32 protein-coding genes and 6 pseudogenes are annotated in these 20964 nt (G+C 41.1%); 27 read left to right on the top strand and 11 right to left on the bottom strand.

Annotated features, from left to right (window positions below; genetic code table 11):
* Nucleotides 1-46: 46 nt before the first annotated feature.
* Nucleotides 47-1257, bottom strand: a pseudogene (locus PRUB_RS13730) (IS4 family transposase).
* Nucleotides 1258-1390: 133 nt separating this feature from the next.
* Here PRUB_RS13730 and PRUB_RS13725 point away from each other — a divergent pair.
* Nucleotides 1391-1912 (top strand): hypothetical protein, encoded by a 522-nt coding sequence (locus PRUB_RS13725; RefSeq protein ID WP_198452356.1) that lies wholly within the window; start codon nt 1391-1393, stop codon nt 1910-1912.
* Between the two features lie 221 nt (nt 1913-2133).
* Here the strand turns inward: PRUB_RS13725 and PRUB_RS26460 are convergent.
* Nucleotides 2134-2370: pseudogene (locus tag PRUB_RS26460) on the bottom strand (IS4 family transposase); the annotation flags it as partial.
* 479 nt (nt 2371-2849) lie between these two features.
* Between PRUB_RS26460 and PRUB_RS13715 the strand changes: the two are divergent.
* Nucleotides 2850-3251 (top strand): hypothetical protein, encoded by a 402-nt coding sequence (locus tag PRUB_RS13715; protein WP_040644729.1) that lies wholly within the window; start codon nt 2850-2852, stop codon nt 3249-3251.
* Between the two features lie 87 nt (nt 3252-3338).
* Here PRUB_RS13715 and PRUB_RS26785 read toward each other — a convergent pair.
* Both PRUB_RS26785 and PRUB_RS26780 read right to left on the bottom strand, forming a co-directional pair.
* Nucleotides 3339-3666, bottom strand: a pseudogene (locus PRUB_RS26785) (IS4 family transposase); the annotation flags it as partial.
* Nucleotides 3667-3686: 20 nt separating this feature from the next.
* On the bottom strand, nt 3687-3860 hold the full coding sequence (locus PRUB_RS26780) for a hypothetical protein (protein WP_010386294.1): 174 nt from the start codon (nt 3858-3860) through the stop codon (nt 3687-3689).
* Nucleotides 3861-4071: 211 nt separating this feature from the next.
* Here PRUB_RS26780 and PRUB_RS13705 point away from each other — a divergent pair, with 211 nt between their 5' ends.
* Nucleotides 4072-4473: a hypothetical protein gene (locus PRUB_RS13705; protein ID WP_040644729.1), complete on the top strand. Its 402-nt coding sequence runs from the start codon at nt 4072-4074 to the stop codon at nt 4471-4473.
* Nucleotides 4474-4560: 87 nt separating this feature from the next.
* Here the strand turns inward: PRUB_RS13705 and PRUB_RS26775 are convergent.
* Nucleotides 4561-4888: pseudogene (locus PRUB_RS26775) on the bottom strand (IS4 family transposase); the annotation flags it as partial.
* A gap of 20 nt (nt 4889-4908) precedes the next feature.
* Nucleotides 4909-5082 carry a hypothetical protein gene (locus PRUB_RS26770; RefSeq protein ID WP_010386294.1) on the bottom strand — a complete coding sequence of 58 codons (174 nt, stop codon included), beginning with the start codon at nt 5080-5082 and terminating at the stop codon, nt 4909-4911.
* A gap of 296 nt (nt 5083-5378) precedes the next feature.
* On the opposite strand from PRUB_RS26770, the gene PRUB_RS13695 reads away from it, so the two are divergent.
* The 11 genes from PRUB_RS13695 to PRUB_RS13645 all read left to right on the top strand — a co-directional run bounded on the left by PRUB_RS13695 (nt 5379) and on the right by PRUB_RS13645 (nt 10669).
* Nucleotides 5379-5723 carry a hypothetical protein gene (locus PRUB_RS13695; RefSeq protein WP_010386296.1) on the top strand — a complete coding sequence of 115 codons (345 nt, stop codon included), beginning with the start codon at nt 5379-5381 and terminating at the stop codon, nt 5721-5723.
* A gap of 342 nt (nt 5724-6065) precedes the next feature.
* Complete coding sequence (locus PRUB_RS13690; RefSeq protein WP_010386298.1) at nt 6066-6647, top strand: hypothetical protein; 582 nt, start codon at nt 6066-6068, stop codon at nt 6645-6647.
* 107 nt (nt 6648-6754) lie between these two features.
* On the top strand, nt 6755-7201 hold the full coding sequence (locus tag PRUB_RS13685) for a hypothetical protein (RefSeq protein WP_010386300.1): 447 nt from the start codon (nt 6755-6757) through the stop codon (nt 7199-7201).
* Between the two features lie 99 nt (nt 7202-7300).
* The gene (locus tag PRUB_RS13680; protein ID WP_010386301.1) at nt 7301-7657 is read left to right on the top strand and encodes a TonB family protein; all 357 of its coding nucleotides are present in this window, start codon (nt 7301-7303) and stop codon (nt 7655-7657) included.
* Nucleotides 7658-7726: 69 nt separating this feature from the next.
* A complete protein-coding gene (locus PRUB_RS13675) occupies nt 7727-8089 on the top strand; it encodes a hypothetical protein (protein WP_010386302.1) in 363 nt (120 codons plus the stop codon).
* A gap of 91 nt (nt 8090-8180) precedes the next feature.
* Nucleotides 8181-8390, top strand: coding sequence for a hypothetical protein (locus tag PRUB_RS13670; protein ID WP_010386303.1), 210 nt, complete (start codon nt 8181-8183; stop codon nt 8388-8390).
* 127 nt (nt 8391-8517) lie between these two features.
* Nucleotides 8518-9030: a hypothetical protein gene (locus tag PRUB_RS13665; protein WP_010386304.1), complete on the top strand. Its 513-nt coding sequence runs from the start codon at nt 8518-8520 to the stop codon at nt 9028-9030.
* A 31-nt stretch (nt 9031-9061) separates the two neighbouring features.
* Nucleotides 9062-9370 carry a hypothetical protein gene (locus tag PRUB_RS13660; protein WP_010386305.1) on the top strand — a complete coding sequence of 103 codons (309 nt, stop codon included), beginning with the start codon at nt 9062-9064 and terminating at the stop codon, nt 9368-9370.
* 60 nt (nt 9371-9430) lie between these two features.
* Nucleotides 9431-9682 (top strand): DUF1040 family protein, encoded by a 252-nt coding sequence (locus tag PRUB_RS13655; protein ID WP_010386306.1) that lies wholly within the window; start codon nt 9431-9433, stop codon nt 9680-9682.
* Nucleotides 9683-9798: 116 nt separating this feature from the next.
* The gene (locus PRUB_RS13650) at nt 9799-10239 is read left to right on the top strand and encodes a hypothetical protein (protein WP_155946310.1); all 441 of its coding nucleotides are present in this window, start codon (nt 9799-9801) and stop codon (nt 10237-10239) included.
* Nucleotides 10240-10360: 121 nt separating this feature from the next.
* A complete protein-coding gene (locus tag PRUB_RS13645; protein ID WP_010386308.1) occupies nt 10361-10669 on the top strand; it encodes a hypothetical protein in 309 nt (102 codons plus the stop codon).
* Nucleotides 10670-10744: 75 nt separating this feature from the next.
* On the opposite strand, the pseudogene PRUB_RS13640 reads toward PRUB_RS13645, so the two are convergent.
* Nucleotides 10745-11389: pseudogene (locus tag PRUB_RS13640) on the bottom strand (hypothetical protein).
* Between the two features lie 133 nt (nt 11390-11522).
* Here PRUB_RS13640 and PRUB_RS13635 point away from each other — a divergent pair.
* Nucleotides 11523-12044, top strand: coding sequence for a hypothetical protein (locus PRUB_RS13635; RefSeq protein WP_021032831.1), 522 nt, complete (start codon nt 11523-11525; stop codon nt 12042-12044).
* A 422-nt stretch (nt 12045-12466) separates the two neighbouring features.
* Here the strand turns inward: PRUB_RS13635 and PRUB_RS26765 are convergent.
* Nucleotides 12467-12745 (bottom strand): annotated as a pseudogene (locus PRUB_RS26765) (IS4 family transposase); the annotation flags it as partial.
* A 112-nt stretch (nt 12746-12857) separates the two neighbouring features.
* Entirely contained in the window at nt 12858-13451 is a 594-nt protein-coding gene (locus PRUB_RS13625; RefSeq protein ID WP_010386315.1) for a TetR/AcrR family transcriptional regulator, read from the bottom strand.
* A 126-nt stretch (nt 13452-13577) separates the two neighbouring features.
* Here PRUB_RS13625 and PRUB_RS13620 point away from each other — a divergent pair, with 126 nt between their 5' ends.
* The 8 genes from PRUB_RS13620 to PRUB_RS13585 all read left to right on the top strand — a co-directional run bounded on the left by PRUB_RS13620 (nt 13578) and on the right by PRUB_RS13585 (nt 17540).
* Entirely contained in the window at nt 13578-13994 is a 417-nt protein-coding gene (locus PRUB_RS13620; RefSeq protein ID WP_010386317.1) for a GFA family protein, read from the top strand.
* A 126-nt stretch (nt 13995-14120) separates the two neighbouring features.
* Entirely contained in the window at nt 14121-14501 is a 381-nt protein-coding gene (locus tag PRUB_RS13615; protein WP_010386319.1) for a RidA family protein, read from the top strand.
* Nucleotides 14502-14549: 48 nt separating this feature from the next.
* Nucleotides 14550-14906 carry a hypothetical protein gene (locus tag PRUB_RS13610; RefSeq protein ID WP_010386321.1) on the top strand — a complete coding sequence of 119 codons (357 nt, stop codon included), beginning with the start codon at nt 14550-14552 and terminating at the stop codon, nt 14904-14906.
* A 121-nt stretch (nt 14907-15027) separates the two neighbouring features.
* Complete coding sequence (locus tag PRUB_RS13605; protein WP_198452354.1) at nt 15028-15453, top strand: hypothetical protein; 426 nt, start codon at nt 15028-15030, stop codon at nt 15451-15453.
* A gap of 43 nt (nt 15454-15496) precedes the next feature.
* Entirely contained in the window at nt 15497-15787 is a 291-nt protein-coding gene (locus PRUB_RS13600; protein ID WP_010386325.1) for a DUF6966 domain-containing protein, read from the top strand.
* A gap of 96 nt (nt 15788-15883) precedes the next feature.
* Nucleotides 15884-16249 carry a hypothetical protein gene (locus PRUB_RS13595; protein ID WP_010386327.1) on the top strand — a complete coding sequence of 122 codons (366 nt, stop codon included), beginning with the start codon at nt 15884-15886 and terminating at the stop codon, nt 16247-16249.
* Between the two features lie 397 nt (nt 16250-16646).
* Nucleotides 16647-17009: a hypothetical protein gene (locus PRUB_RS13590; protein ID WP_010386329.1), complete on the top strand. Its 363-nt coding sequence runs from the start codon at nt 16647-16649 to the stop codon at nt 17007-17009.
* 111 nt (nt 17010-17120) lie between these two features.
* Nucleotides 17121-17540: a hypothetical protein gene (locus PRUB_RS13585; RefSeq protein WP_010386331.1), complete on the top strand. Its 420-nt coding sequence runs from the start codon at nt 17121-17123 to the stop codon at nt 17538-17540.
* Nucleotides 17541-17637: 97 nt separating this feature from the next.
* Here the strand turns inward: PRUB_RS13585 and PRUB_RS13580 are convergent, their stop codons facing one another.
* Together PRUB_RS13580 and PRUB_RS13575 are read right to left on the bottom strand one after the other, a co-directional pair.
* Nucleotides 17638-18300, bottom strand: a complete 663-nt coding sequence (locus tag PRUB_RS13580; RefSeq protein WP_040644912.1) for a cupin domain-containing protein — start codon at nt 18298-18300, stop codon at nt 17638-17640.
* A gap of 25 nt (nt 18301-18325) precedes the next feature.
* A complete protein-coding gene (locus tag PRUB_RS13575) occupies nt 18326-19105 on the bottom strand; it encodes an SDR family NAD(P)-dependent oxidoreductase (protein ID WP_040644891.1) in 780 nt (259 codons plus the stop codon).
* Between the two features lie 100 nt (nt 19106-19205).
* Between PRUB_RS13575 and PRUB_RS13570 the strand changes: the two genes are divergently transcribed.
* From PRUB_RS13570 to PRUB_RS13555, 4 genes are all read left to right on the top strand, one after another.
* On the top strand, nt 19206-19547 hold the full coding sequence (locus PRUB_RS13570) for a winged helix-turn-helix transcriptional regulator (protein WP_010386338.1): 342 nt from the start codon (nt 19206-19208) through the stop codon (nt 19545-19547).
* 74 nt (nt 19548-19621) lie between these two features.
* A complete protein-coding gene (locus tag PRUB_RS13565) occupies nt 19622-20026 on the top strand; it encodes a hypothetical protein (RefSeq protein ID WP_010386340.1) in 405 nt (134 codons plus the stop codon).
* Nucleotides 20027-20117: 91 nt separating this feature from the next.
* Nucleotides 20118-20405, top strand: a complete 288-nt coding sequence (locus tag PRUB_RS13560; protein ID WP_040644892.1) for a hypothetical protein — start codon at nt 20118-20120, stop codon at nt 20403-20405.
* 101 nt (nt 20406-20506) lie between these two features.
* Nucleotides 20507-20884, top strand: a complete 378-nt coding sequence (locus tag PRUB_RS13555; RefSeq protein ID WP_010386343.1) for an Imm32 family immunity protein — start codon at nt 20507-20509, stop codon at nt 20882-20884.
* Nucleotides 20885-20964: the final 80 nt, after the last annotated feature.

The raw sequence follows: 20964 nt of genomic DNA, 5'->3' as shown, positions 1-20964 counted from the left end.
ATAGCCAGCAGCAATTTACCGTTTAGCTTAGCGCTGGGGGATCCCCTCATAATTGAGGCCTCCCAAGCCGATGTATCAAGCGTACGTATTCACGTATAGCCCAGAGTAGTTGCTTCCCCGTCATAACATAATCGCTTCGTCGCCTGACCTCTTTGCCAAGCCTGACAGTCGACAGCACAGCACAATCTCTGATGGTATTTGCCTGAAACTTTCGTTGCCAATTTGATTGCTGAGCATACAGGCCGATCCACCAGAGAATAATGGTCGCTCTCACGTGAAAAACGCTGGGCGAGTAATAACAGTATATCGAGCCGGTTGGGGCATCGACTTTTACTATGTCTCAGGCCCATAACGTATTGGAGGCTTTTCAGGTCTCGAAAGCTTTCTTCGATTTGCATGCGCTTGGCGTAAAGTGAGACTACACGTTTGGGTTTGAACAAGTCAGCGGGCAGGTTAGTGGCCAATAGCCAGGGCTCCTTACTGCCAGTTCGATAACTTTTTTGGGCGGTATGATGCCTGCCAGCTTTTGAAGAGCGTCTATCAGTACGGCCTTTTCGTTTGGCTTTATATAAATGCAGATGGCAGCTAATAGGGCTTTTTCGGCCAAGTTTTACCTCTCCAATGTAGCGCCCGCGGGGAGTAGCAGATGGATAAAGCGCCTGATTGACTTGCCAATCTTTGCTGTTTTTATGCTGATAAGTGACTTTACCTCGCACTCGCCCGAGCCAGAACCAGCCTTTTTTATCGACTTGTCTAAACCAGGTATTTCGATAGCCAGCATCGGTCACGATGAGTGGAATACATTTATCAGGCAGGCCCTCTATGGAAGGATAATGGCAAGTTCATCAAGGAACAATTGATGGAAGTTAGGCGAGTTGCATTGAGCAAACGTGAAGGTGCGCTCATACACTATCATTGAGAGTCCCTGGATACTGACGGAAGCACGCAACGTCATCAGCCGCAGTTGCTCGCGCACATCGGCCCAGTCGACTAGTAAAATGGGCATCGGATTAGCGCCACACGTCAGGCGAGCATGAAAGCGGTAAATAGCAAGCCGATCGTTATGCATGGCAGTGTTGCCAAGCAGTCGGTCCATACGTTTAATGTTGTGTTTTGCAGCGACAGGGCCTTTCATATTTCGACCCAGCTCAGTGAGTGAAAGTTGATTGCTAACGAGCAAAATGAGTCAAGGCGCCGAGCATGAATATGGGGGCAGTTTTTTCTGAGCATATCGTGTAGGGTGGTGGTATCACGCATGGTGTTGTTATCTATTTGGTTTTTGGCGAAATAAATAGGATCAATCAATACCGTGCGTGTCCATCACATTGATCTTAAATATGAATATCTGGGGATTCCTCAGAGTGAGGCCTTAGGCTTACGAGGAAGAATAGTGAAAATTCACATACTGATTATTTTTTCATTGCTTATTTATACTCGCTATTCTCACTCAACTGAGTTGAAAATAATAGAGTTCAAAAGATATGGAGCAACCCCAAGTCTAGAGTTGGCTTTAGTTAAAAGTGAAGGGTATCAGGCTAAGGATATTTTCAAGGTATTGGAGTTCACTCGAAAGGAGTTTAGTATTCGGCTTATTGGCCAGTCGTCAGAAAAAACAAATATTGAGTTATTGGAATTTTACCAACAATATTATAGCTCTGAATTAGTTGCAGCTAAGAAGTCTTCTGGTAATTTGCACAACCCAGCACTCCACTCTGTAATGAGAGCATATGATCAAGCGTTAAAATCAACAACATTGTTTCGAGATATCAATAGAGAGCTGTCAAAAAGGGGCTATGTTGTTTCGAAAATCGACTTTGAAAAATTTTCTATGTATAACGGCGCTATATCTGTTCCTGATACATATATTTCAGTGATGAGTAAGCCTAACAAGCAAGTCAACGCGGACCAATAAAGCTTGGCTTGGTCCGATTCGCTCACAATTATAGCCAAGCTTTATTAGCCTGTTATTTGGGCGCTGGAGGATCCCCTCATAATTTAAGTCTCCCAAGCCGATGTATCAAGCGCACGTATTTACGAATAGCCCAGCGAAGTTGCTTCCCGTTATAACAGAATCGCTCCTCGCCTAACCTCTTTGCCAAGTCTGACAGTCAACAGTACAGCACAGCACGATCTTTGATGGTAAGCAAGCCGATCGTTATGCATGGCAGTGTTGCCAAGCAGTCGGTCCATACGTTTAATGTTGTATTTTGCAGCGACAGGGCCTTTCATATTTCGACCCAGCTCAGTGAGTGAAAGTTGATTGCTAACGAGCAAAGTTTCAGTTGCCAGCATTAATGAATCAAGGCGTAAAGCATCAATTTTGGGGCAGCTTTTTCTGAGCATATCGTGTAGGGTGGTGGTATCACGCATGGTGTTGTTATCTATTTGGTTTTTGGCGAAATAAATAGGATCAATCAATACCGTGCGTGTCCATCACATTGATCTTAAATATGAATATCTGGGGATTCCGTATTCGCGTATAGCCCAGAGTAGTTGCTGCCCCGTCATAACATAATCGCTTCGTCGCCTGCCCTCTTTGCCAAGCCTGACAGTCGACAGCGCAGCACGGCCTCTGATGGTATTTGCCTGGAACTTTCGTTGCCAATTTGAGTGCTGAGCATACAGGCCGATCCACCAGAGAATAATGGTCGCTCTCACTTGAAAAACACTGGGCGAGTAATAACAGTATATCGTGTAGGATAGTGGTATCACACATGATATTGTTATCTATTTGGCTTTTGGTGAAATAAATTAGATCAAACAATGCCGTGCGTGTCCATCACGTTGATTTTAAGAATGATTATCTGGGGATTCCTCAGATGGGGGCGTTAGTTTTCAATGGAGAATCGATGAAAATTTTAAGCAAATTAGGTGTTGTCAGTTTATTATTGCTCATGACAGGGTGCGCCAGTGTTTTAGGCATCACCGGTGCGGATGCTGGAAAAAGAATTAGTGATGACTGGGTTGAATATAACGTGGTTCATCCAGGGCTTACAGTTAAAATTTTAGAACCCTATGCTGCTGATTTAATGCCGATATCGACGGTCGGTAAGTCATCACCGTCGCCTTTGAGGCATACGGTTATATTTGGAAGTAAATCCAATCAACACAAACTTGAAATTGTAGGGAAGTACAAAAAAGAACTGTACTTTGATAACAGGTTTTATGGAACAATTTGGTCGGGCGATATTTTAATTCGAGACGGTAGCCTTTCAATAGATGGCAAGCTGGTATCACCAATAGAAAACTAACAAGTTAATAATAGGAAAAATTTTAGCTAGCCGCTACGCGTCTATAGCGCCAAAATTTTCCTATTATTAAGGCGCTGGGGGATCCCCTCATAATTGAGGCCTCCCAAGCCGATGTATCAAGCGCACGTATTCGCGTATAGCCCAGAGTAGTTGCTTCCCCGTCATAACATAATCGCTTCGTCGCCTGACCTCTTTGCCAAGCCTGACAGTCGACAGCACAGCACGATCTCTGATGGTATTTGCCTGAAACTTTCGTTGCCAATTTGAGTGCTGAGCATACAGGCCGATCCACCAGAGAATAATCGTCGCTCTCAATTGAAAAACTTTGGGCGAGTAATAGCAGTATATCGAGCCGGTTGGGTCATCGGCTTTTACTATGTCTCAGGCCCATACCGTATTGGGGGCTTTTCAGGTCTAAGGGGTTAGCGCCAAATATCAGGCGCGCATGGAAGCGGCAATAGCAAGCCGGTCGTTATGCATGGCGGTGCTGCCAGGCAGCGGGTACATATGCTTGATATTGTGCTTAGCAGCAACAGGGCCCTTCATATTTCGATCCAGCTCAGTGAGTGAAAGTTGATTGCTATCGAGCAAAGTTTCAGTGACCAGCATTAATGAATCAAGGCTCCGAGCATGAATATGGGGGCAGTTTTTTCTGAGCATATCGTGTAGGATAGTGGTATCACACATGATATTGTTATCTATTTGGCTTTTGGTGAAATAAATTAGATCAAACAATGCCGTGCGTGTCCATCACGTTGATTTTAAGAATGATTATCTGGGGATTCCTCAGATGGGGGCGTTAGTTTTCAATGGAGAATCGATGAAAATTTTAAGCAAATTAGGTGTTGTCAGTTTATTATTGCTCATGACAGGGTGCGCCAGTGTTTTAGGCATCACCGGTGCGGATGCTGGAAAAAGAATTAGTGATGACTGGGTTGAATATAACGTGGTTCATCCAGGGCTTACAGTTAAAATTTTAGAACCCTATGCTGCTGATTTAATGCCGATATCGACGGTCGGTAAGTCATCACCGTCGCCTTTGAGGCATACGGTTATATTTGGAAGTAAATCCAATCAACACAAACTTGAAATTGTAGGGAAGTACAAAAAAGAACTGTACTTTGATAACAGGTTTTATGGAACAATTTGGTCGGGCGATATTTTAATTCGAGACGGTAGCCTTTCAATAGATGGCAAGCTGGTATCACCAATAGAAAACTAACAAGTTAATAATAGGAAAAATTTTAGCTAGCCGCTACGCGTCTATAGCGCCAAAATTTTCCTATTATTAAGGCGCTGGGGGATCCCCTCATAATTGAGGCCTCCCAAGCCGATGTATCAAGCGCACGTATTCGCGTATAGCCCAGAGTAGTTGCTTCCCCGTCATAACATAATCGCTTCGTCGCCTGACCTCTTTGCCAAGCCTGACAGTCGACAGCACAGCACGATCTCTGATGGTATTTGCCTGAAACTTTCGTTGCCAATTTGAGTGCTGAGCATACAGGCCGATCCACCAGAGAATAATCGTCGCTCTCAATTGAAAAACTTTGGGCGAGTAATAGCAGTATATCGAGCCGGTTGGGTCATCGGCTTTTACTATGTCTCAGGCCCATACCGTATTGGGGGCTTTTCAGGTCTAAGGGGTTAGCGCCAAATATCAGGCGCGCATGGAAGCGGCAATAGCAAGCCGGTCGTTATGCATGGCGGTGCTGCCAGGCAGCGGGTACATATGCTTGATATTGTGCTTAGCAGCAACAGGGCCCTTCATATTTCGATCCAGCTCAGTGAGTGAAAGTTGATTGCTATCGAGCAAAGTTTCAGTGACCAGCATTAATGAATCAAGGCTCCGAGCATGAATATGGGGGCAGTTTTTTCTGAGCATATCGTGTAGGATAGTGGTATCACACATGATATTGTTATCTATTTGGCTTTTGGTGAAATAAATTAGATAAAACAATGCCGTGTGTGTCCATCAACTTGATTTTAAGTAAAATTATCTGGGGATTCCTCAGAACAGGGCGTTAGGTTTAAGAAAGCTATGAAGTATATATTTTAATTTTCTTTTCATTTAGTTGGCTACTTGGTGCTCAGGAAGGTTGTCTTACTGAAGAGCAAGTTAAGTATCAAATGGAAGAAGGTTTAGTAAGTCAGTTTTTGAAGCCCAAGTTTTTAATAAATGAGAGAATCCATAACATTAATTTTCTTAATGTTATAAGAGTCACTCTAAACCCAGAAAATGAAATGCAAGCTTTGTCTATAAGTATGATTGACCAGAAAACTAACCTAATGTTCTCGAACCTAAAACTATCTATCAACACAGGTGTCATTACTGAAAACGAATTGATGGGCGTAAGGGAAGACTTAATTCGACTGATTGCACACATAGAAGAGGGGTGGGAAGAAACTTCATCCAAAGAAGATATTAGTGCAGTTCTTGAATTTAAGGCGTATTTAAACCCAACAAGCAATTAATAGGGTTTAAAAACAGCGGGTTCTTCGCTTAGCTTGATTTTAGCTCACTGCTTTTAATCTGTTAATCGAGCGTTATGCGTAAGGGAAGTATCGAGTGAGTAGCAAAGTTTGGTACCTGAACAAAGAGTGGAGCGAAGAAGTTGAAAGCAAGTTCTTCGAGAAGCTTAATCGTGCTCGCCGAAAAGAACAGTATCTACGTATTAAAGTCAGGTTTTCGCTTTCATCAAATTCTTGGCTTGGTATACAAAGAATATAAAGGCATGGTAAGTGAGCTACGTGCAATACACGCATAGCAAGGCGCTCAGATTGTTTAAATTAACTACGCATAAAAATGGAAGCTCTATGAAAAAACTCTTGTTACTTATCGCCTTATTCATTTCAGGGTGTACAACTGAGCTTTGGGCTCCCGGATACAAGCAAGAGATGATAGACGGCTTCTACGTGAAAAGTGATTCTGGGGAGTTATTCGTTACTGCCTCTAGTTCAGCTTACCTTTTCAAAATCAATAAGAGCTTTGGTGAGGCGCTTACGTTATCCAGAGAGGTAGATTTCTACCCATCTTTTAACGAGTTTAAATTGAGAAAAGACAATACAATTATTGGGGTTGTGTCGCTAACTCTTCTAACCGAAGAACCTAGCCCAGAATTAGAAAATCAACTTTTGTCGCTCGGCTTCAAAAAGGATGAACTTCTGAAAAGGTATAGACTTACGAACCTAGTGGAAGGAAAGCGATTCATGGTAGAGGGAGATTTACCATTAGAAAAGCTTGAAAAAAGACAGCGGATAGCAATTGCGCAGCCATCTACATTTTCTCAAACGGCTGGAAAAATAGTTGCCACTCCAGCCACAATCGTCATAGATTCTGTAGTCGTTGTGCCTGCTGTATTTATAGGAGCTACAATAATGGCGGCGGGTGGCGGCTAACAAATCAATAATGGAAAGGGCGTCTAAAGCTTGGCTTGCGCTCCTTCGTCGCTAATTTAGCCAAGCTTTTATGCGCCCATTAATAGGCGTTATAAGCACTTTGAGATATGAGTAAACTTTTTAGCATAATTTTCTTGATGACAGCATTTTCTAGCCTTGCTGCTGAAAAAGTATCTTTTGTAAGTTTGTTGTCATCACCTGATAAGTATGACGGTAAATGTGTCCAAACCGTTGGTGTGATCAGCGTAGAGTTTGAAAGAGGAAGTTTATACCTCGATCAAGGTAGCTACATAGCAAGAGCCTACGAAAATGGTATTTCTCAACCGTTTGAAGCTGAGCAAGTTGCGTACAAAAGCGAAAATGCAGAAGTTCATATTCAGAAGTTGGCTGATGCATATGAGGGGAAGTTGGTTAGGGTTGTAGGCAAGTTTAAAGCCTCTAACCCTTCAAAACGACTAAATAGTACTAAAAGTAAATTTAGTTCAATAAGTTATGTCCGAGCTCTTGCGCCAAATGAAGGGGCAAGCTTTGGTAATCAAGCAAGGTGCTTATAACAAGTACCTAAAGCAAAGGACGCAAAACAGCAGGTTTGTGCTCCTTCCTCGCTAACTTTAGCCTGCTATTTCGCGCCGGATAGGCAAGCGTTATAATCCATGATGATCGAATTAGTTTTAGCCTCAACCTTAGTGTCATTTGTTAATACTGAAATGTATGAAGTAGATTCGTGCATAGGTGAAAAATTTGAGTTAATTGAAGCTGTAAACCCTCAATGGCCTATACATTCCGAAAGATTCTTAGGTGTCGGTTACGTTGACTTTAGGGTAATCGTGAATAGCGAAGGCAAGGTTGTAGAGCACCAAATTACTCGCTCCCAGCCAGGACGAATTTTTGATAGGCAATCACTTCGTGCGTTAAAGAAGTGGAAATTTAACCCATCTAAGCATGCAGAACGCTGCTTTGATGTAACTTTTAAATACGATTCGGACAAATTTTGGATAAATGGCTTATAACAAGTTGCTCAAGTTCGTTCGTAAACTCACTGGGACAGTTAGTAAAGCGTTAGCTATACAGGAGAGGCTATGGAGTATCTAGCAATCATAGGGGTGCCACTTTTACTTTGGTTACCTCTATACGTGGCAGCGTTAGTTGCAAAATTCTCCCATTTGGAAATTCCACGAAAGTTCCTATTTTGTATTGTTTGCTTGATTATAGCGTATGGTACTCTTGGAATAGTTTTTCCTGTAGTGGCTCTCTTAAACTTGATTTCTTCATTTCTGCTTTATGATTGGATAAAGCTAGGGTATAAAAGCCTTGCTGGTTTCTTTATCTATTTTGAAGAAATCAGCACATATATTGTTCTTACCTTTCCACTAATCGCTTCATTTATTGTTCCGGCTAAATTGGCCCCAAAATGGCAGGGCTTGGTGGAAACGTATAGCTAACAAGTAATAAAACAGGGACAAGTAATAGCGGGCTGATTTTGCTTCGCAAAAATTTTAGCCCGTTAATAGTGGGTTATGCGAAAGGTGAGATATGAGCATACTTAACAAAATCCAAGATGCTTGGGGCTGGGTTGGTATCGAGCCTCAAGAAGTGGTTATAGAGAACGACTTTGGTAACCTAATAGTTAAAGATTTCAGTGATAAATTTTGGCGGCTATGTCCTGAAGATGTTTATTGCGAGATAGTTGCAGAATCAATTGAAGATTATAACGATCTTATTAAAAACAAAGAGTTTCTATAAGATTGGTTTATGACAGCTATGGTTCAAGAAGCTGAAGGTTTGCTTGGAAAATTAGAACCAGGGTACAAATACCATATGGTCATCCCTGGAGTGTTTGTCTCTGGTTAGCAGGGCGTTAGGCATCAAGATGAAGTACGAGCCAATTGATATTAAGTGTCCCGACTGCGGGGAGCTGGCGAAGTTCGAGGAACCGTTTGAGTTCTTGTCGAAAAAGGTGGCTCCTCCAGATGCAACTAAGCCAACACATCAGTGGGGTGGCTGGACGGTGCTTGAAAGGTTCCCTTCCCAAGTAAGCTGGAAAGTGCCGTCTGGATCAAGTCAGTATCTGAGAGGTGGTGGTGATGCGAGTAAAGGTGGTTATCCTCTACTTATGAATGGTTTAGCGCAGTGCTCTCACTGCTATTCGAATAGAAAGCATAAATTAAACTGGCCAAGCGATGCATATTGGCAATGGGAAGTCCGAGGTGAACTATTGTGGGCATGGGATAAAGAGCACGCCCAAGTAATACTAAATTTTGTTAAAGAAACATCCAGGCCATCACGACACTCATATAGCCTGAAGTACATACCGTCGCACTTTCTTTCGGCTAAAGCTCGTGATTTAGTAGTTAAAAAAATGGAGCGTAGTATAAATGTCTAACAAGCGCATTTACCAAGGAGGAATAGGCTAAATGTTAAAGAATATTGTTGTAATCATGTTATGCTTACTATCTTTCTTTGCAGGTTCAATGTGGGGTAAGTTTAATTTTATTACTTCTAATATCTTTCAAACTACAAAGCCTATAGCTGTATCAACAACAAATGGAATACAAGGCATAATTCCGGAAGGTACAGAATTGCATTTGCACTCATCAGCCCACAAAAGAGCAAGATACTTCTTGTTCATAGATGTACCTGAAAGTGAATCTGAACTAAAAGTTATGCCCAGTAAACATGATGAATACGGCGGTATAAAATTATTAAAAAGTGTAGTTAAATAGGCATATAACAAGCCAATTATCAGCCCTTATTGTGGCGTTAAGTGTCTTAGGAGTGAGAAGTTGCGCGACCCTGAAAGATTAGATGAATTACTAGATTTGCTTCGTACCTTATGGAAGGAAGATGAAGACCTACGATTCAATCAGCTAATTTATAACCTGCAAAGGGAGTATAGCTTTTTGAACAACAATCTCGGTAAGGTTGTTGAAAAAACAGCGGATGGTTTTGAGTCTGTCGGTTTTGATTTTTTCAACGTTGAGGATGACTTTTTTATAGAGTTTTTAAAGAAGAAAGTCGCTGAATCAAACGTTTAACAAGGCCGTTAAGTCGGAGCTCAAATAGTTGCTGAGTTTCGCTTCGCTACAAGATTGTAGCCCTCTATTTTCGTCTGCTTACGGCGGCGCTAGCTTTACCTGGAGTTTGAACTAAATTGGATATACTGAAGGGGATTTGGGCATTACTAAACTGGATGCTTTTTAGCAGTCAAACAATAATCAATACAACTCCTATAAATGTTAATGAAATACCAACAACCATTGTTCTTGAAGAGCCAATCTCGGCTATTAACCAAGGGGCAAAGATTGAGGTTGATATAACCCACATTGTTGGAAAATATGAAAATGTGGTTGCAGGTCTAAATAATATTTCAGAAGCTTACCCGAAAGGCTGTTTAAAAGCAGAATTGATTACCAATGATGGTAAAGTTGCTTTATTAGATGAAACAGGTGGTAGTGTAGGACAAGATAAAAGCTATGTTACATTTCATACTTTTAAACCTATACCCACTGGTGTTGAGTTCAGCACAATAAAAGTTTCTTCATGTAATCCCATATCTGAGGTTACTTTAATTTGGCTAAACAGTAGTAAATAAAGCTAACAAGCCAATAAAGTGATAAGGCAAAAAACAATTGGTTTGTTGTACGTACCCCGCCAAAGTATAAGTAACTTATCTTTAGCTTTTTATTGGGGCGTTAGACATACATTGAGCATTTGTGCAATTGGAAATATCAAAAGTAAAATTTAAAGCCGTTTTTGAAACAGCAACTCTCACTATGTTTATCGCATTAGCAGGCTCTAGCTTTTTAAATTTACTAACTCCATTTATTGCTAAGCTGATAGCTTTGGCTCTCATCTTAGCTATGTTTTCAGTGATGCTTAGCTTCGGGTTGGTTTATAAAAAGGCGTATTTTTCAAGTGTTCGCTTAAAAGCCATAAACAGCTTTTATTTAGTCCACCAACTACTGCTTATTGTACTTATTTTATTAGCTTTATTTTCTCTAGTAAGGCATTTTTATACCTAACAAGGCAAATAAAAAAGGGCGGAAAAAGTTGGCTTTGTTCGTTCCTTACTAGCTTAGCCAACTAATTTTTGCCGTTTATCTGCGGCGCTGGGGGATCTCCCATAATTGTGACCTCCCAAGCCGATGTATCAAGCGTACGTATTCGCGTATAGTCCAGCGTAGTTGCTTCATCGTCATAACATAATCGCTTCGTAGCCTAACCTCTTGCCAAGCCTGACAGTCGACAGCGCAGCACGGCCTCTGATGGTATTTGCCTGGAACTTTCGTTGCCAATTTGAGTGCTGGGTATATAGGCCGATCCACCAGAGAATAATGGTCGCTCTCACTTGAAAAACACTGGGCGAGTAATAACAGTATATCGAGCCGGTTGGGGCATCGGCTGTTACTATGTCTTTGGCCCATATCGTATTGGGGGCCTTTAAGGTCTCAAAAGCTTTCTTCGATTTGCATGGGGTTAGCGCCACATATCAAACGCGCTTGGAATCGGTAAATAGCAAGCCGCACGTTATGCATGGCGGTGTTGCCAGGCAGCCGGTCCATACGCTTGATATTGTGCTTAGCAGTGACAGGGCCCTTCATATTTCGACCCAGCTCAGTGAGTGAAAGTTGATTGCTAACGAGCAAAGTTTCAGTTGCCAGCATTAATGAATCAAGGCGTAAAGCATCAATTTTGGGGCAGCTTTTTCTGAGCATATCGTGTAGGGTGGTGGTATCACGCATGGTGTTGTTATCTATTTGGTTTTTGGCGAAATAAATAGGATCAATCAATACCGTGCGTGTCCATCACATTGATCTTAAATATGAATATCTGGGGATTCCTCAGAGTGAGGCCTTAGGCTTACGAGGAAGAATAGTGAAAATTCACATACTGATTATTTTTTCATTGCTTATTTATACTCGCTATTCTCACTCAACTGAGTTGAAAATATTAGAGTTCAAAAGATATGGAGCAACCCCAAGTCTAGAGTTGGCTTTAGTTAAAAGTGAAGGGTATCAGGCTAAGGATATTTTCAAGGTATTGGAGTTCACTCGAAAGGAGTTTAGTATTCGGCTTATTGGCCAGTCGTCAGAAAAAACAAATAATGAGTTATTGGAATTTTACCAACAATATTATAGCTCTGAATTAGTTGCAGCTAAGAAGTCTTCTGGTAATTTGCACAACCCAGCACTCCACTCTGTAATGAGAGCATATGATCAAGCGTTAAAATCAACAACATTGTTTCGAGATATCAATAGAGAGCTGTCAAAAAGGGGCTATGTTGTTTCGAAAATCGACTTTGAAAAATTTTCTATGTATAACGGCGCTATATCTGTTCCTGATACATATATTTCAGTGATGAGTAAGCCTAACAAGCAAGTCAACGCGGACCAATAAAGCTTGGCTTGGTCCGATTCGCTCACAATTATAGCCAAGCTTTATTAGCCTGTTATTTGGGCGCTGGAGGATCCCCTCATAATTTAAGTCTCCCAAGCCGATGTATCAAGCGCACGTATTTACGAATAGCCCAGCGAAGTTGCTTCCCGTTATAACAGAATCGCTCCTCGCCTAACCTCTTTGCCAAGTCTGACAGTCAACAGTACAGCACAGCACGATCTTTGATGGTATTTGCCTGGAACTTTAGTTGCCAATTTGAGTGCTGAGTATATAGGCCGACCCACCAGAGAATAATGGTCGCTCTCACTTGAAAAACACTTTGCGAGTAATAGCAGCATATCGCGCTGGTTGGGTCATCGGCTGTTACTATGTCTCAGGCCCATACCGTATTGGGGGCCTTTAACGTCTCGAAAGCTTTCTTCGATTTGCAAGGGATTAGCGCCACATATCAGGCGCGCATGAAAGCGGTAAATAGCAAGCCGGTCGTTATGCATGGCGGTGTTGCCGAGCAGCTGGCCCATACGCTTGATATTGTGCTTAGCAGCGACAGGGCCCTTCATATTTCGACCCAGCTTGGTGCGTGAAAGTTGATTGCTAACGAGCAAAGTTTCAGTTGCCAGCATTAATGAATCAAGGCGCCGGGCATGAATACGGGGGCAGTTTTTTCTGCGTATATAGTGTAGGATGGTTGTATCACGCATGGTGTTGTTATCTGGTTGGTTTTTGGCGAAATAAATTAGATCAAACAATACCGTGCGTGTCCATCATATTGATTTAAGGTAGAATTATCTGGGGATTCCTCAGAGCAAAGTGTTATATTCCTCCCAACTTTGCGCCTGCTTCTCGCCTGCATGCTTCTAATAAGCTATGAATAGAATCTGGATCCTGAAGCTTTCTTGCTATAGCTACTGCCCCGATAATCATTGCAGTTACGGACAAAATATCTTGCTTGTCACAATCCGTGTAACTTTCCGCGTATTCCATAATTGCTGTATTCATACCATGGAAAGTGTTAGCGTAAGCTATATTTGCTTCATCATTCTTCATGTTGATGTCTGTAACTAAGAACGCTAGCGGACATGAATTTTTTCCTTTTACATGTTCCAGACTTAGGTATTCATTCAATAACAGACATAGCCATTGTTTATTTGATAAATCATCAGGCTTAAGGTTGGCAAGCTTGGTACTACTGGCAGCGAAATTTAATGCTTCACGGTAAAGCTCTGCTTTACTCGTAAAGTGCGCATAAAAAGCGCCTCGGGTAAGCCCACAGCTTCCCATCAAATCATCGATTGTAATGCCTTCAAAACCTTTTAATACAAATTGCCTGAAAGCACTATCAAGAATTTTTTCACGAGTTTTATTTTTGTGTTCCTTTGTGTAGGGCATAAGGCCAAGCTTTTCCATATTTATATATGTTCTTTATCATATATAAATTCTACTCTAGGATGAAGTCGACCTTTGGATGGAGAAAGTCAATATGAATTTGAGTTCATCCTATCCATTTTTGGAATCAACCACACTGGAGATAGCATGGAAAAACACATTGGAAGTTGTCGTTGCGGTGACATTGAATTTTGCTTTGATAATGATCCTATAAATTCTACTTTTTGCTATTGTAAGGACTGTCAAGCGCTTACTGGGTCGGATAAGTGGTTTGGGCTTTGGGTGCCAAGAGAAAACTTTTCTTTTACGAAAGGTACACCTTCCTCGTATACACGTTCTGGAGATTCAGGAAAAGAGGTACATTATCACTTCTGTAATACTTGTAGTACGGCTTTATGCGCAGAAGTAACAGCGGGTGATTTTTACTCTGTATCGGCAACTTCATTAAAAAATAATAACTTCACTCCAAAAATGTCGATTTACGCATCTTCAGCACCATCGTGGGCAACCTTTCCTAACAATGTTCCAAAATTTGACATTTTACCTCCAGGAATGGCAGGCTAAACGTATGACAAAAAAGCTGAAATAGGCTATGTGAACAGGAATATCACAAGGCGCTGCAACCAACTTCCAAAACTGCTATTTGTTTTGTCAGCGGCTGAGCGCTGCGTTATAACTACAGGTCGACCTATGAAAAAAACTGTAAGTTCAGGCTCGCACCTTGAAGAACCAATAGGTTTTTCTCGTGCCTGTCGTGTCGGAAATCAAATCTCTGTTTCAGGGACTGCCCCAATAAAGAATGGTGAAACTGTTTATATTGATGACGTATACAATCAAACCAAATATTGCCTTGAGCTATCAATTGGTGCGATAGAAGAAGCTGGAGGGAATATTAGTGATGTTGTTAGAACTCGGATTATGCTTACCGATATTTCTCAATGGGAAGAAGCGGCAAAAGCTCATGGTGAACTATTTTCAGCTATAAAACCAGCCTGTACTTTTGTTGAGGTAAGCCGTTTCATTGACGAAAAATGGTTAGTTGAAACAGAAATTGACTGTGTAGTAATGTAGTTATAACAAGCGAATTAAAGTGGGGCTTTAGTTTACTAGGAGAAATATATGAGCATGGATGTTGCAATTTGGGTTACTTGTATCGCGGCTTTACCAGCTGTTCTCCCAAGATCAGGCGATTGGAGTGAGGAAAAATGGGATGATTTTACTTCCTATGTATACCCCAGCCCTAAAATGGATTGGCAGTTGATTCTAGAGAAATTGGATGGTTCAGAGAAGCCCACCGCTCAAGCATTAAAATTGGAACCAGATTTAAAATATGGATATGTGCTTTCATTAGAACCAATTGGCGCGGATGAACTTGGCTACAAAATGCTAGAAGACTCAATACAATCTATAGCAAACAAATGTGGTGTAGCTATAATTGAAGGGCCAGCAGGTACGAATAAAGTTGACTCGAAATAGTAAACTAAAAAGCCAATTAAAAGGACGCAAAACGCTGGCTTGTATTCCTTTTTTTCGCTAATTTTAGCCAAGCATCATTGCGTCTATAAGTAAGGTGTTATGTATGCCGGGGGTATCGAGCGTGATTAAAAAAACAGTAATAACGATCATGTTACTCTCATTAATAGCTGTGTTTATATTAGCAATGCCATCATACACGTTGTGGAGCAACTCTTTACAAGCTCATAAAAACCTAAAAAGAGGTGAAGTTCATAAAGTTTTAGGTTTGCCTAATCAAGAGTGGGCTAAAGCTTCAAGTATGGATATTTGGATTAAAGAGTTCCTCTTTGGTGGTGTACGCATTGATGTTATGTACAGTGGTAAAGATTGCAATAGGGATAATCGTTCAAGATCTTCAAGCTCTTGCCGTGTGCGAAACGTATATAGAACTTATTATACCGTCTGGGGTAATAGCTGGTTTTTATCATTTCAAAGGCATTCACAACAAAGCAAATCAAACGGGGCGGACAAAAAGCAGTTGGCTTTGTTCGTGCCGCACAAATTTTAGCCAAGCATTTTTCGCCTTCGACGAGCGTTATGTGTAGGGAAACATGGGACCTAAAACTAAAGAATTGGTAGCCGTTCTAGATGAAATGATTTCTTATCTAAAAGATGATGGAAACGAGAATTGGTTAATTTGGATGCAGGAAGCTAGAAAAAGGATCATACAATCCGATTTCAGTGGTGTAGAAAAAGTATTGGGTGCCTATGGCGGTATGGGTTCATTTAATGATTACTACTTATCCCGTACAACTCGTAAAAATGAAAATTTCAGCTCATTACAATCTAAAGCTTGGTCGCTAGCGACTGAGATTAAACATGAATATCAAAGCAGAACATAACAAGTTGCTCAAATACATTCCGGCCACAAAAAACGTGGCCTCCATGGGAAAGCCTACACTGTGTTTTGGTTGCCCCTTAACAAAACGTTATAGCCTATGAAATATTTAGCAATTCTACTTTTCGTTGTTTCACTTAACGCATGTGCAAGCGATACAATTGAAGACGATAGTAAGTGGGCAAAAGAATATATGTTGCAGTTCCAGAAAGGGAAGATGCTGGCCGACGTATATAAGGTTTTAAGTCAAAAGAAAGGAACGGTGCAGTTTTATAACAACTGTACCGAAGAGTTTGAGTATCCGATGTCTTCGTGTGAAAAAGGTTATGGCTTGGTTACTACAATTAAGCTGCCAGGTCATGATACATCGTTAGGAAAAGGTGATTTACAAATGTATTTCACTTTCAATAATCAACAGCAATTAGTTTTTATCATGCATGAACTTTATTATCCTGCGCACCACTGATGCTGTCACAAGCGGCTCCACCAGGAAAATTTAGGTGTCAATTGAGGTGAGCGTGAAAATAAAAAACAATAGAAGTTTGTATTTCTTGAAAGGCGCTTTAATCCTACTTGTTTTATTTTGGGAAAAATCAATGATGGATTAGCGTGTTTAGCTTATTATGAACAATGTACTGCCGATAGGGTAAATGGATTCACAAGAGAGGAATGCTTGGAAAGAAACAATGCAGTGGCTTTTTTGTATGAAGGAAATGTTTGTCTTACTAGGCCTGTAAAATAAAACACCAAAAAAAATGTTTAACCAATGGACCCAAAATAGTAGGCTTTGTTCGTGCTTTACAAGTTTCTTAGCCAGCTATTTTTATCCGGTTAAAACGGCGTTATAAAACTATGGAACATAAATGATAAATTCAGATTTAGCGAGACATAACTCAAAGCTTGTTGAAAAGTCAGTTTGGATTACCGCGTTTGGCTTATCTGCATTGATTGCTCTTCTTGCTAATTATGATAGAGCCGATTTTGCAATCTTAACTGGTATTCTTATAGGGCTAATTATTGGCGTTGTTAGTCCTTATTTATGGCGAAAAGATTACAAGTTTCTGAATATAATTATCCCAAATTTTTTGTTGGTTTTTCCTGGGATTCATTTCATAAATTCAACAGACAGCGTTAATGTCGCATTCCAGTTCTATTCGAGTGTTATTTGCATTGCTGGTTGTTATTGGTTGGTTTTTAAAGAAAAACTAGTTAGGTATTTGAAGTAGGTTTATAACAAGTAATGCAATTCGGATGCAAAATCCTGTCGCTTTTTTCAAAAACATGCGCCAAAATTTTTTATCGCTTAGGCGGGCGCTGGGCATACATCACGGAAGTATATGTCAAATTTAAAAATAGCTAAAAAGCTTTGTAACTTTTTAATCGAAGATGCAAAAGAAGATCTATCTCTGGTCGGAAATCTGGCAGACCTGTCAGGCTTCGATTTTCACGAACTGGTAGTTGAATCAGTCCTGAGTCAGTTCAAGGAAGCATATGGTGGCCTTTGGGTTGGGGGAGCAGTCACCCTTACTCAAGATCATATTAATTTTACCCCAAACACCTTGAACGAAATATTCCATAAGGGCGACAATGCCCTTAGCATTCCTTTAGCGCATATCTTTAATATTGACCTTGAATTTGGCTTCTTGACGAAAATCATCGCTGTCACAACACCGTACGGGATCTTTAAATTTAGGTGCTTTGGCGCACAGAACTTCATGCAGAAGATTGAAAGCCAAATACAGCGCAGAAATACCTAACAAACGCATTAAAATCAGCCCGTTGCACGCTTGCTGGATCGGCACCAGGCCCCAAAATACCAGCAAGCGTGCATGGGGCCTTATGTGAGCGTTATATTTACAAATGACCCACCTTTACATAAATCAATGCGCCATCCTCTTTCGTAAAAGGCGTGTGCTGGCTCATGTGGGGATTACGAAGCCAGGTGCCTTTGGGATATTGGCCATGCTCATCGTAAAATGTGCCTTCTAATACAAAGATTTCTTCCCCTCCCCAATGGGTGTGCGATTGAAATTGAGTATGAGGTGACCATTTAACTAAGGCGACCTTCTCACCTTTAAACTCATGCAACGGCATCACCGTTAGCCCATCTACAAGCCCTTGGTGCCACGGGTGGTTCTGAGTGTCTATCATTTTTTGTTTTGTGTCGTCCTGAGCAAATTGATGTAGCTTTACCAATATAGTTGCTCCTTCTTTACCTATTTTTGGTGTGTGAGATGTACCTATTGGGTTGCGCACATAGCTCCCGTTTGCGTAGTTTTGATGCTCGTCCGAAAACACACCATCAAGTACTAAGAATTCTTCTCCACCACTATGAGTGTGTGATGAAAACGTTGAGTATGGTGCGTAACGAACGATAGAGGTCGCTCGTGCGACTTCATCTCCAACGCGGTCAAGCATCATGCGCTCAACGCCAGGCATCGGAGAGTCAACCCATTTATAGTCGGCGGGTTGAATGACGACACGTTGCTTGAAATCTGCATTGATTAAAGTAGTCATATTGACCTCCAATAAAGATTGTTGCCTAATTTCTGCCAGCAATAACACCGCCGTCAACATCCCAAATTGCGCCTGTTATCCAGCTTGCACTTTCGTTCAATAGAAACATGATAGCGTTGGCAACGTCATCTGGTGTGCCAATACGACCAATGGGGTGGAAACTGTCAAAACCTGCAAGGGCATCATCCACTTCTGCCGGATCGATAAAAGTTTCGTAAATTGGCGTTTTCACTACAGCAGGTGACACAGCATTTACCCTAATGTTATGGTCGGCCAGTTCCATTGCCATATGCTGCGTTAACGCGTGTAATCCTGCTTTTGCCATGGAATAAGCAGAAGAGGGGGTTGCTTTGATCGCCTGCTTAGCCCACATTGAACCAATATGAACAATGGAGCCGCCTCCATTGTTACGCATATTTTGGGATACAGCTTGGCTAATAAAGAAGGTAGCCCGATTCAGTAGAGCATAAGCATCATAATCTTCTATTCCGTGTTCCAAATATGGCTTAGGGTTGAAGTAACCTGCCGAATTAACAAGGTATTGGATATGCCTTTCGTCCGAGTTTATCGCTTGAATGACTCTGTCAACATCTTGTTGTTCATAGAGATTGGCTTGTAATGTCTCAATACTAATGTCATTGCTCGCGATTGCGGTTAACTGAGACCTGGCCGACTCCAGTTTGTCAGCATTGTTGCCTAAGATAATCACACTGCTCCCTTGAGCGACGAGTTGTTTTGCTGTTGCAAAGCCCATTCCGCTCGAACCACCGACGATTAATGCAATGTTTGAAGTTGTCATAGATATTCTCCGATATATGTTAAGGTACGGAGATAATTTATCGAATCACCTTAGCGTTAAAAAGTAAGTACAAATTGGTAAGGTAGGTACTTTTTGGTACATCTTTATGAAAGATAGAGAAAAAAAATATTTGAGAAAAACAGCACCGACTGAAAGTGCAAAGATGGTGGAGACTATTTATGGCTGCAAATGGTCTCTTACGGTTTATCAGCTCTTGGCTGATGGAATCAATCGGCCTGGTGAAATGGTGCGCAGCATTGAAGGCTTAACCACCAAAGTTCTGAACCAGTGTCTGCGTAAAAATACGGAGTTTGGGATCCTGGAGCGAGTTTCTTACAATGAGGTGCCACCTAGGGTGGAGTATAAAGTTACTGATTTCGGGGCCAAATTTATGAAAGTCCTTGATGAGCTTGAAAAACTACAAGATGAAATCGAAAATAAAATATAACAAGCGTGTCAATTAGGACGCTCGCGAGTCCGTGCCAATACGCGTGCGCTATCGCTATATAGACAAGGAGGCTTATGAGAAATCTGCTAATAGGGTTAACTACTATTCTGGCTTGGGTTCCATCAACGTTACTTACGATCCTTGCTCTTTTCGCTTTAATTGGCGCAGTTGGTAATATTTTTGACTTGCCTATTGTTTTTAGCCTTAAGTGGATTGTAACCTCAGTATTTGGAATATTTGGCTACATTGCTTTAACTTCAGTAAGTTGGGGGTTAAAGCTTAAACATGAAACTCGGTTGGTATTTCTCATTTTGGGCTTGTTGGCTCTGGTGTTTGCTTATTGGTCAGGTGTTAATTTTGACGGTGAAATGTTTGAAATTGGTAGTGGCTGGTTTGAGTTCTATTTGTTTATATGCCCAGCTATTTTCTTAATAATTCATATAGTTTTACATCTTTTTTGGGTGAGAAAGGCTATGTAACAAGCTAATAAATAAGGGAAAAGTTTTCTTTTTTTGTTCTTCAACAGCTAGTAAGCAACTTATTTCCCCTGTGGTGACGTTATATTTCATTATGAATATTAAACTTATCGAAATTGAAGACCCAATTGAGCGACATAAAAGCGGAGCTATTGAAGTAGCTATAACGACTACTTCTGGAGAAAAAAGGTGGTGTTTCTTTTTCACCCCTGAAGGTATGTCAGCATGTGGTGATTGGGTAGAAGGGACGAAAGTCCGATTCCATTATGGAGCTTCGCACATGATTTTGGTCTCAGAAATATCTGAATCAATAATTGAGGCTGCGTTACGGGATATAGATAAACAAGGTAAAATAGAACTTTGTACCATTCCATACGTGTAGGCGAAATATAACAAGCCACTTCACCAGGCAGCGTAAAGCTGTCATAATTTTGTGAACAAAAATTCCGCCAGGTAAGAGACGCGTTATACGCTTAAACAGTTATGAAGTTATTTCGAACTATTGATGAATTGGAAATTTCAGGCTCTATTAGAGAATTAGCTGAAATTCAGCGTTCTCTTGAAAACGCCAATGATGCCTATAATCGTACATTTACGTTTGATAACTCGGGTTCACCTGAACCTTATGAATTTCTAGAAGCACAGTTAAAAGTGTGTATTAGTTCTGGTGCCGCGTGTGCAACATTTAGTGATAATGAAGGAGTTAAGATTAGCGGTAATCTGGAAAGTCTTAGAGTGTTAGCGTCATTTTTTAATTTCGAATTAGACGCGGTGCCAGGTGAACACAATCACTGGGACGAAGCATGTGATTCTAGTTATTTTGCATCTGGAAGTTTGCCTTTGGTTGTATCGGTATCTTAACGGCATAAGAAAGCCATAAAGTAGCGGATAAGTAAAGTTGGCTCGGTTCTGCTTTGCTTCACACTTTAGTCAACAATTAC

The organism is Pseudoalteromonas rubra (genome assembly GCF_000238295.3).
GTDB lineage: Bacteria > Pseudomonadota > Gammaproteobacteria > Enterobacterales > Alteromonadaceae > Pseudoalteromonas > Pseudoalteromonas rubra.
This window is presented reverse-complemented; position numbering and strand designations above follow the sequence as displayed.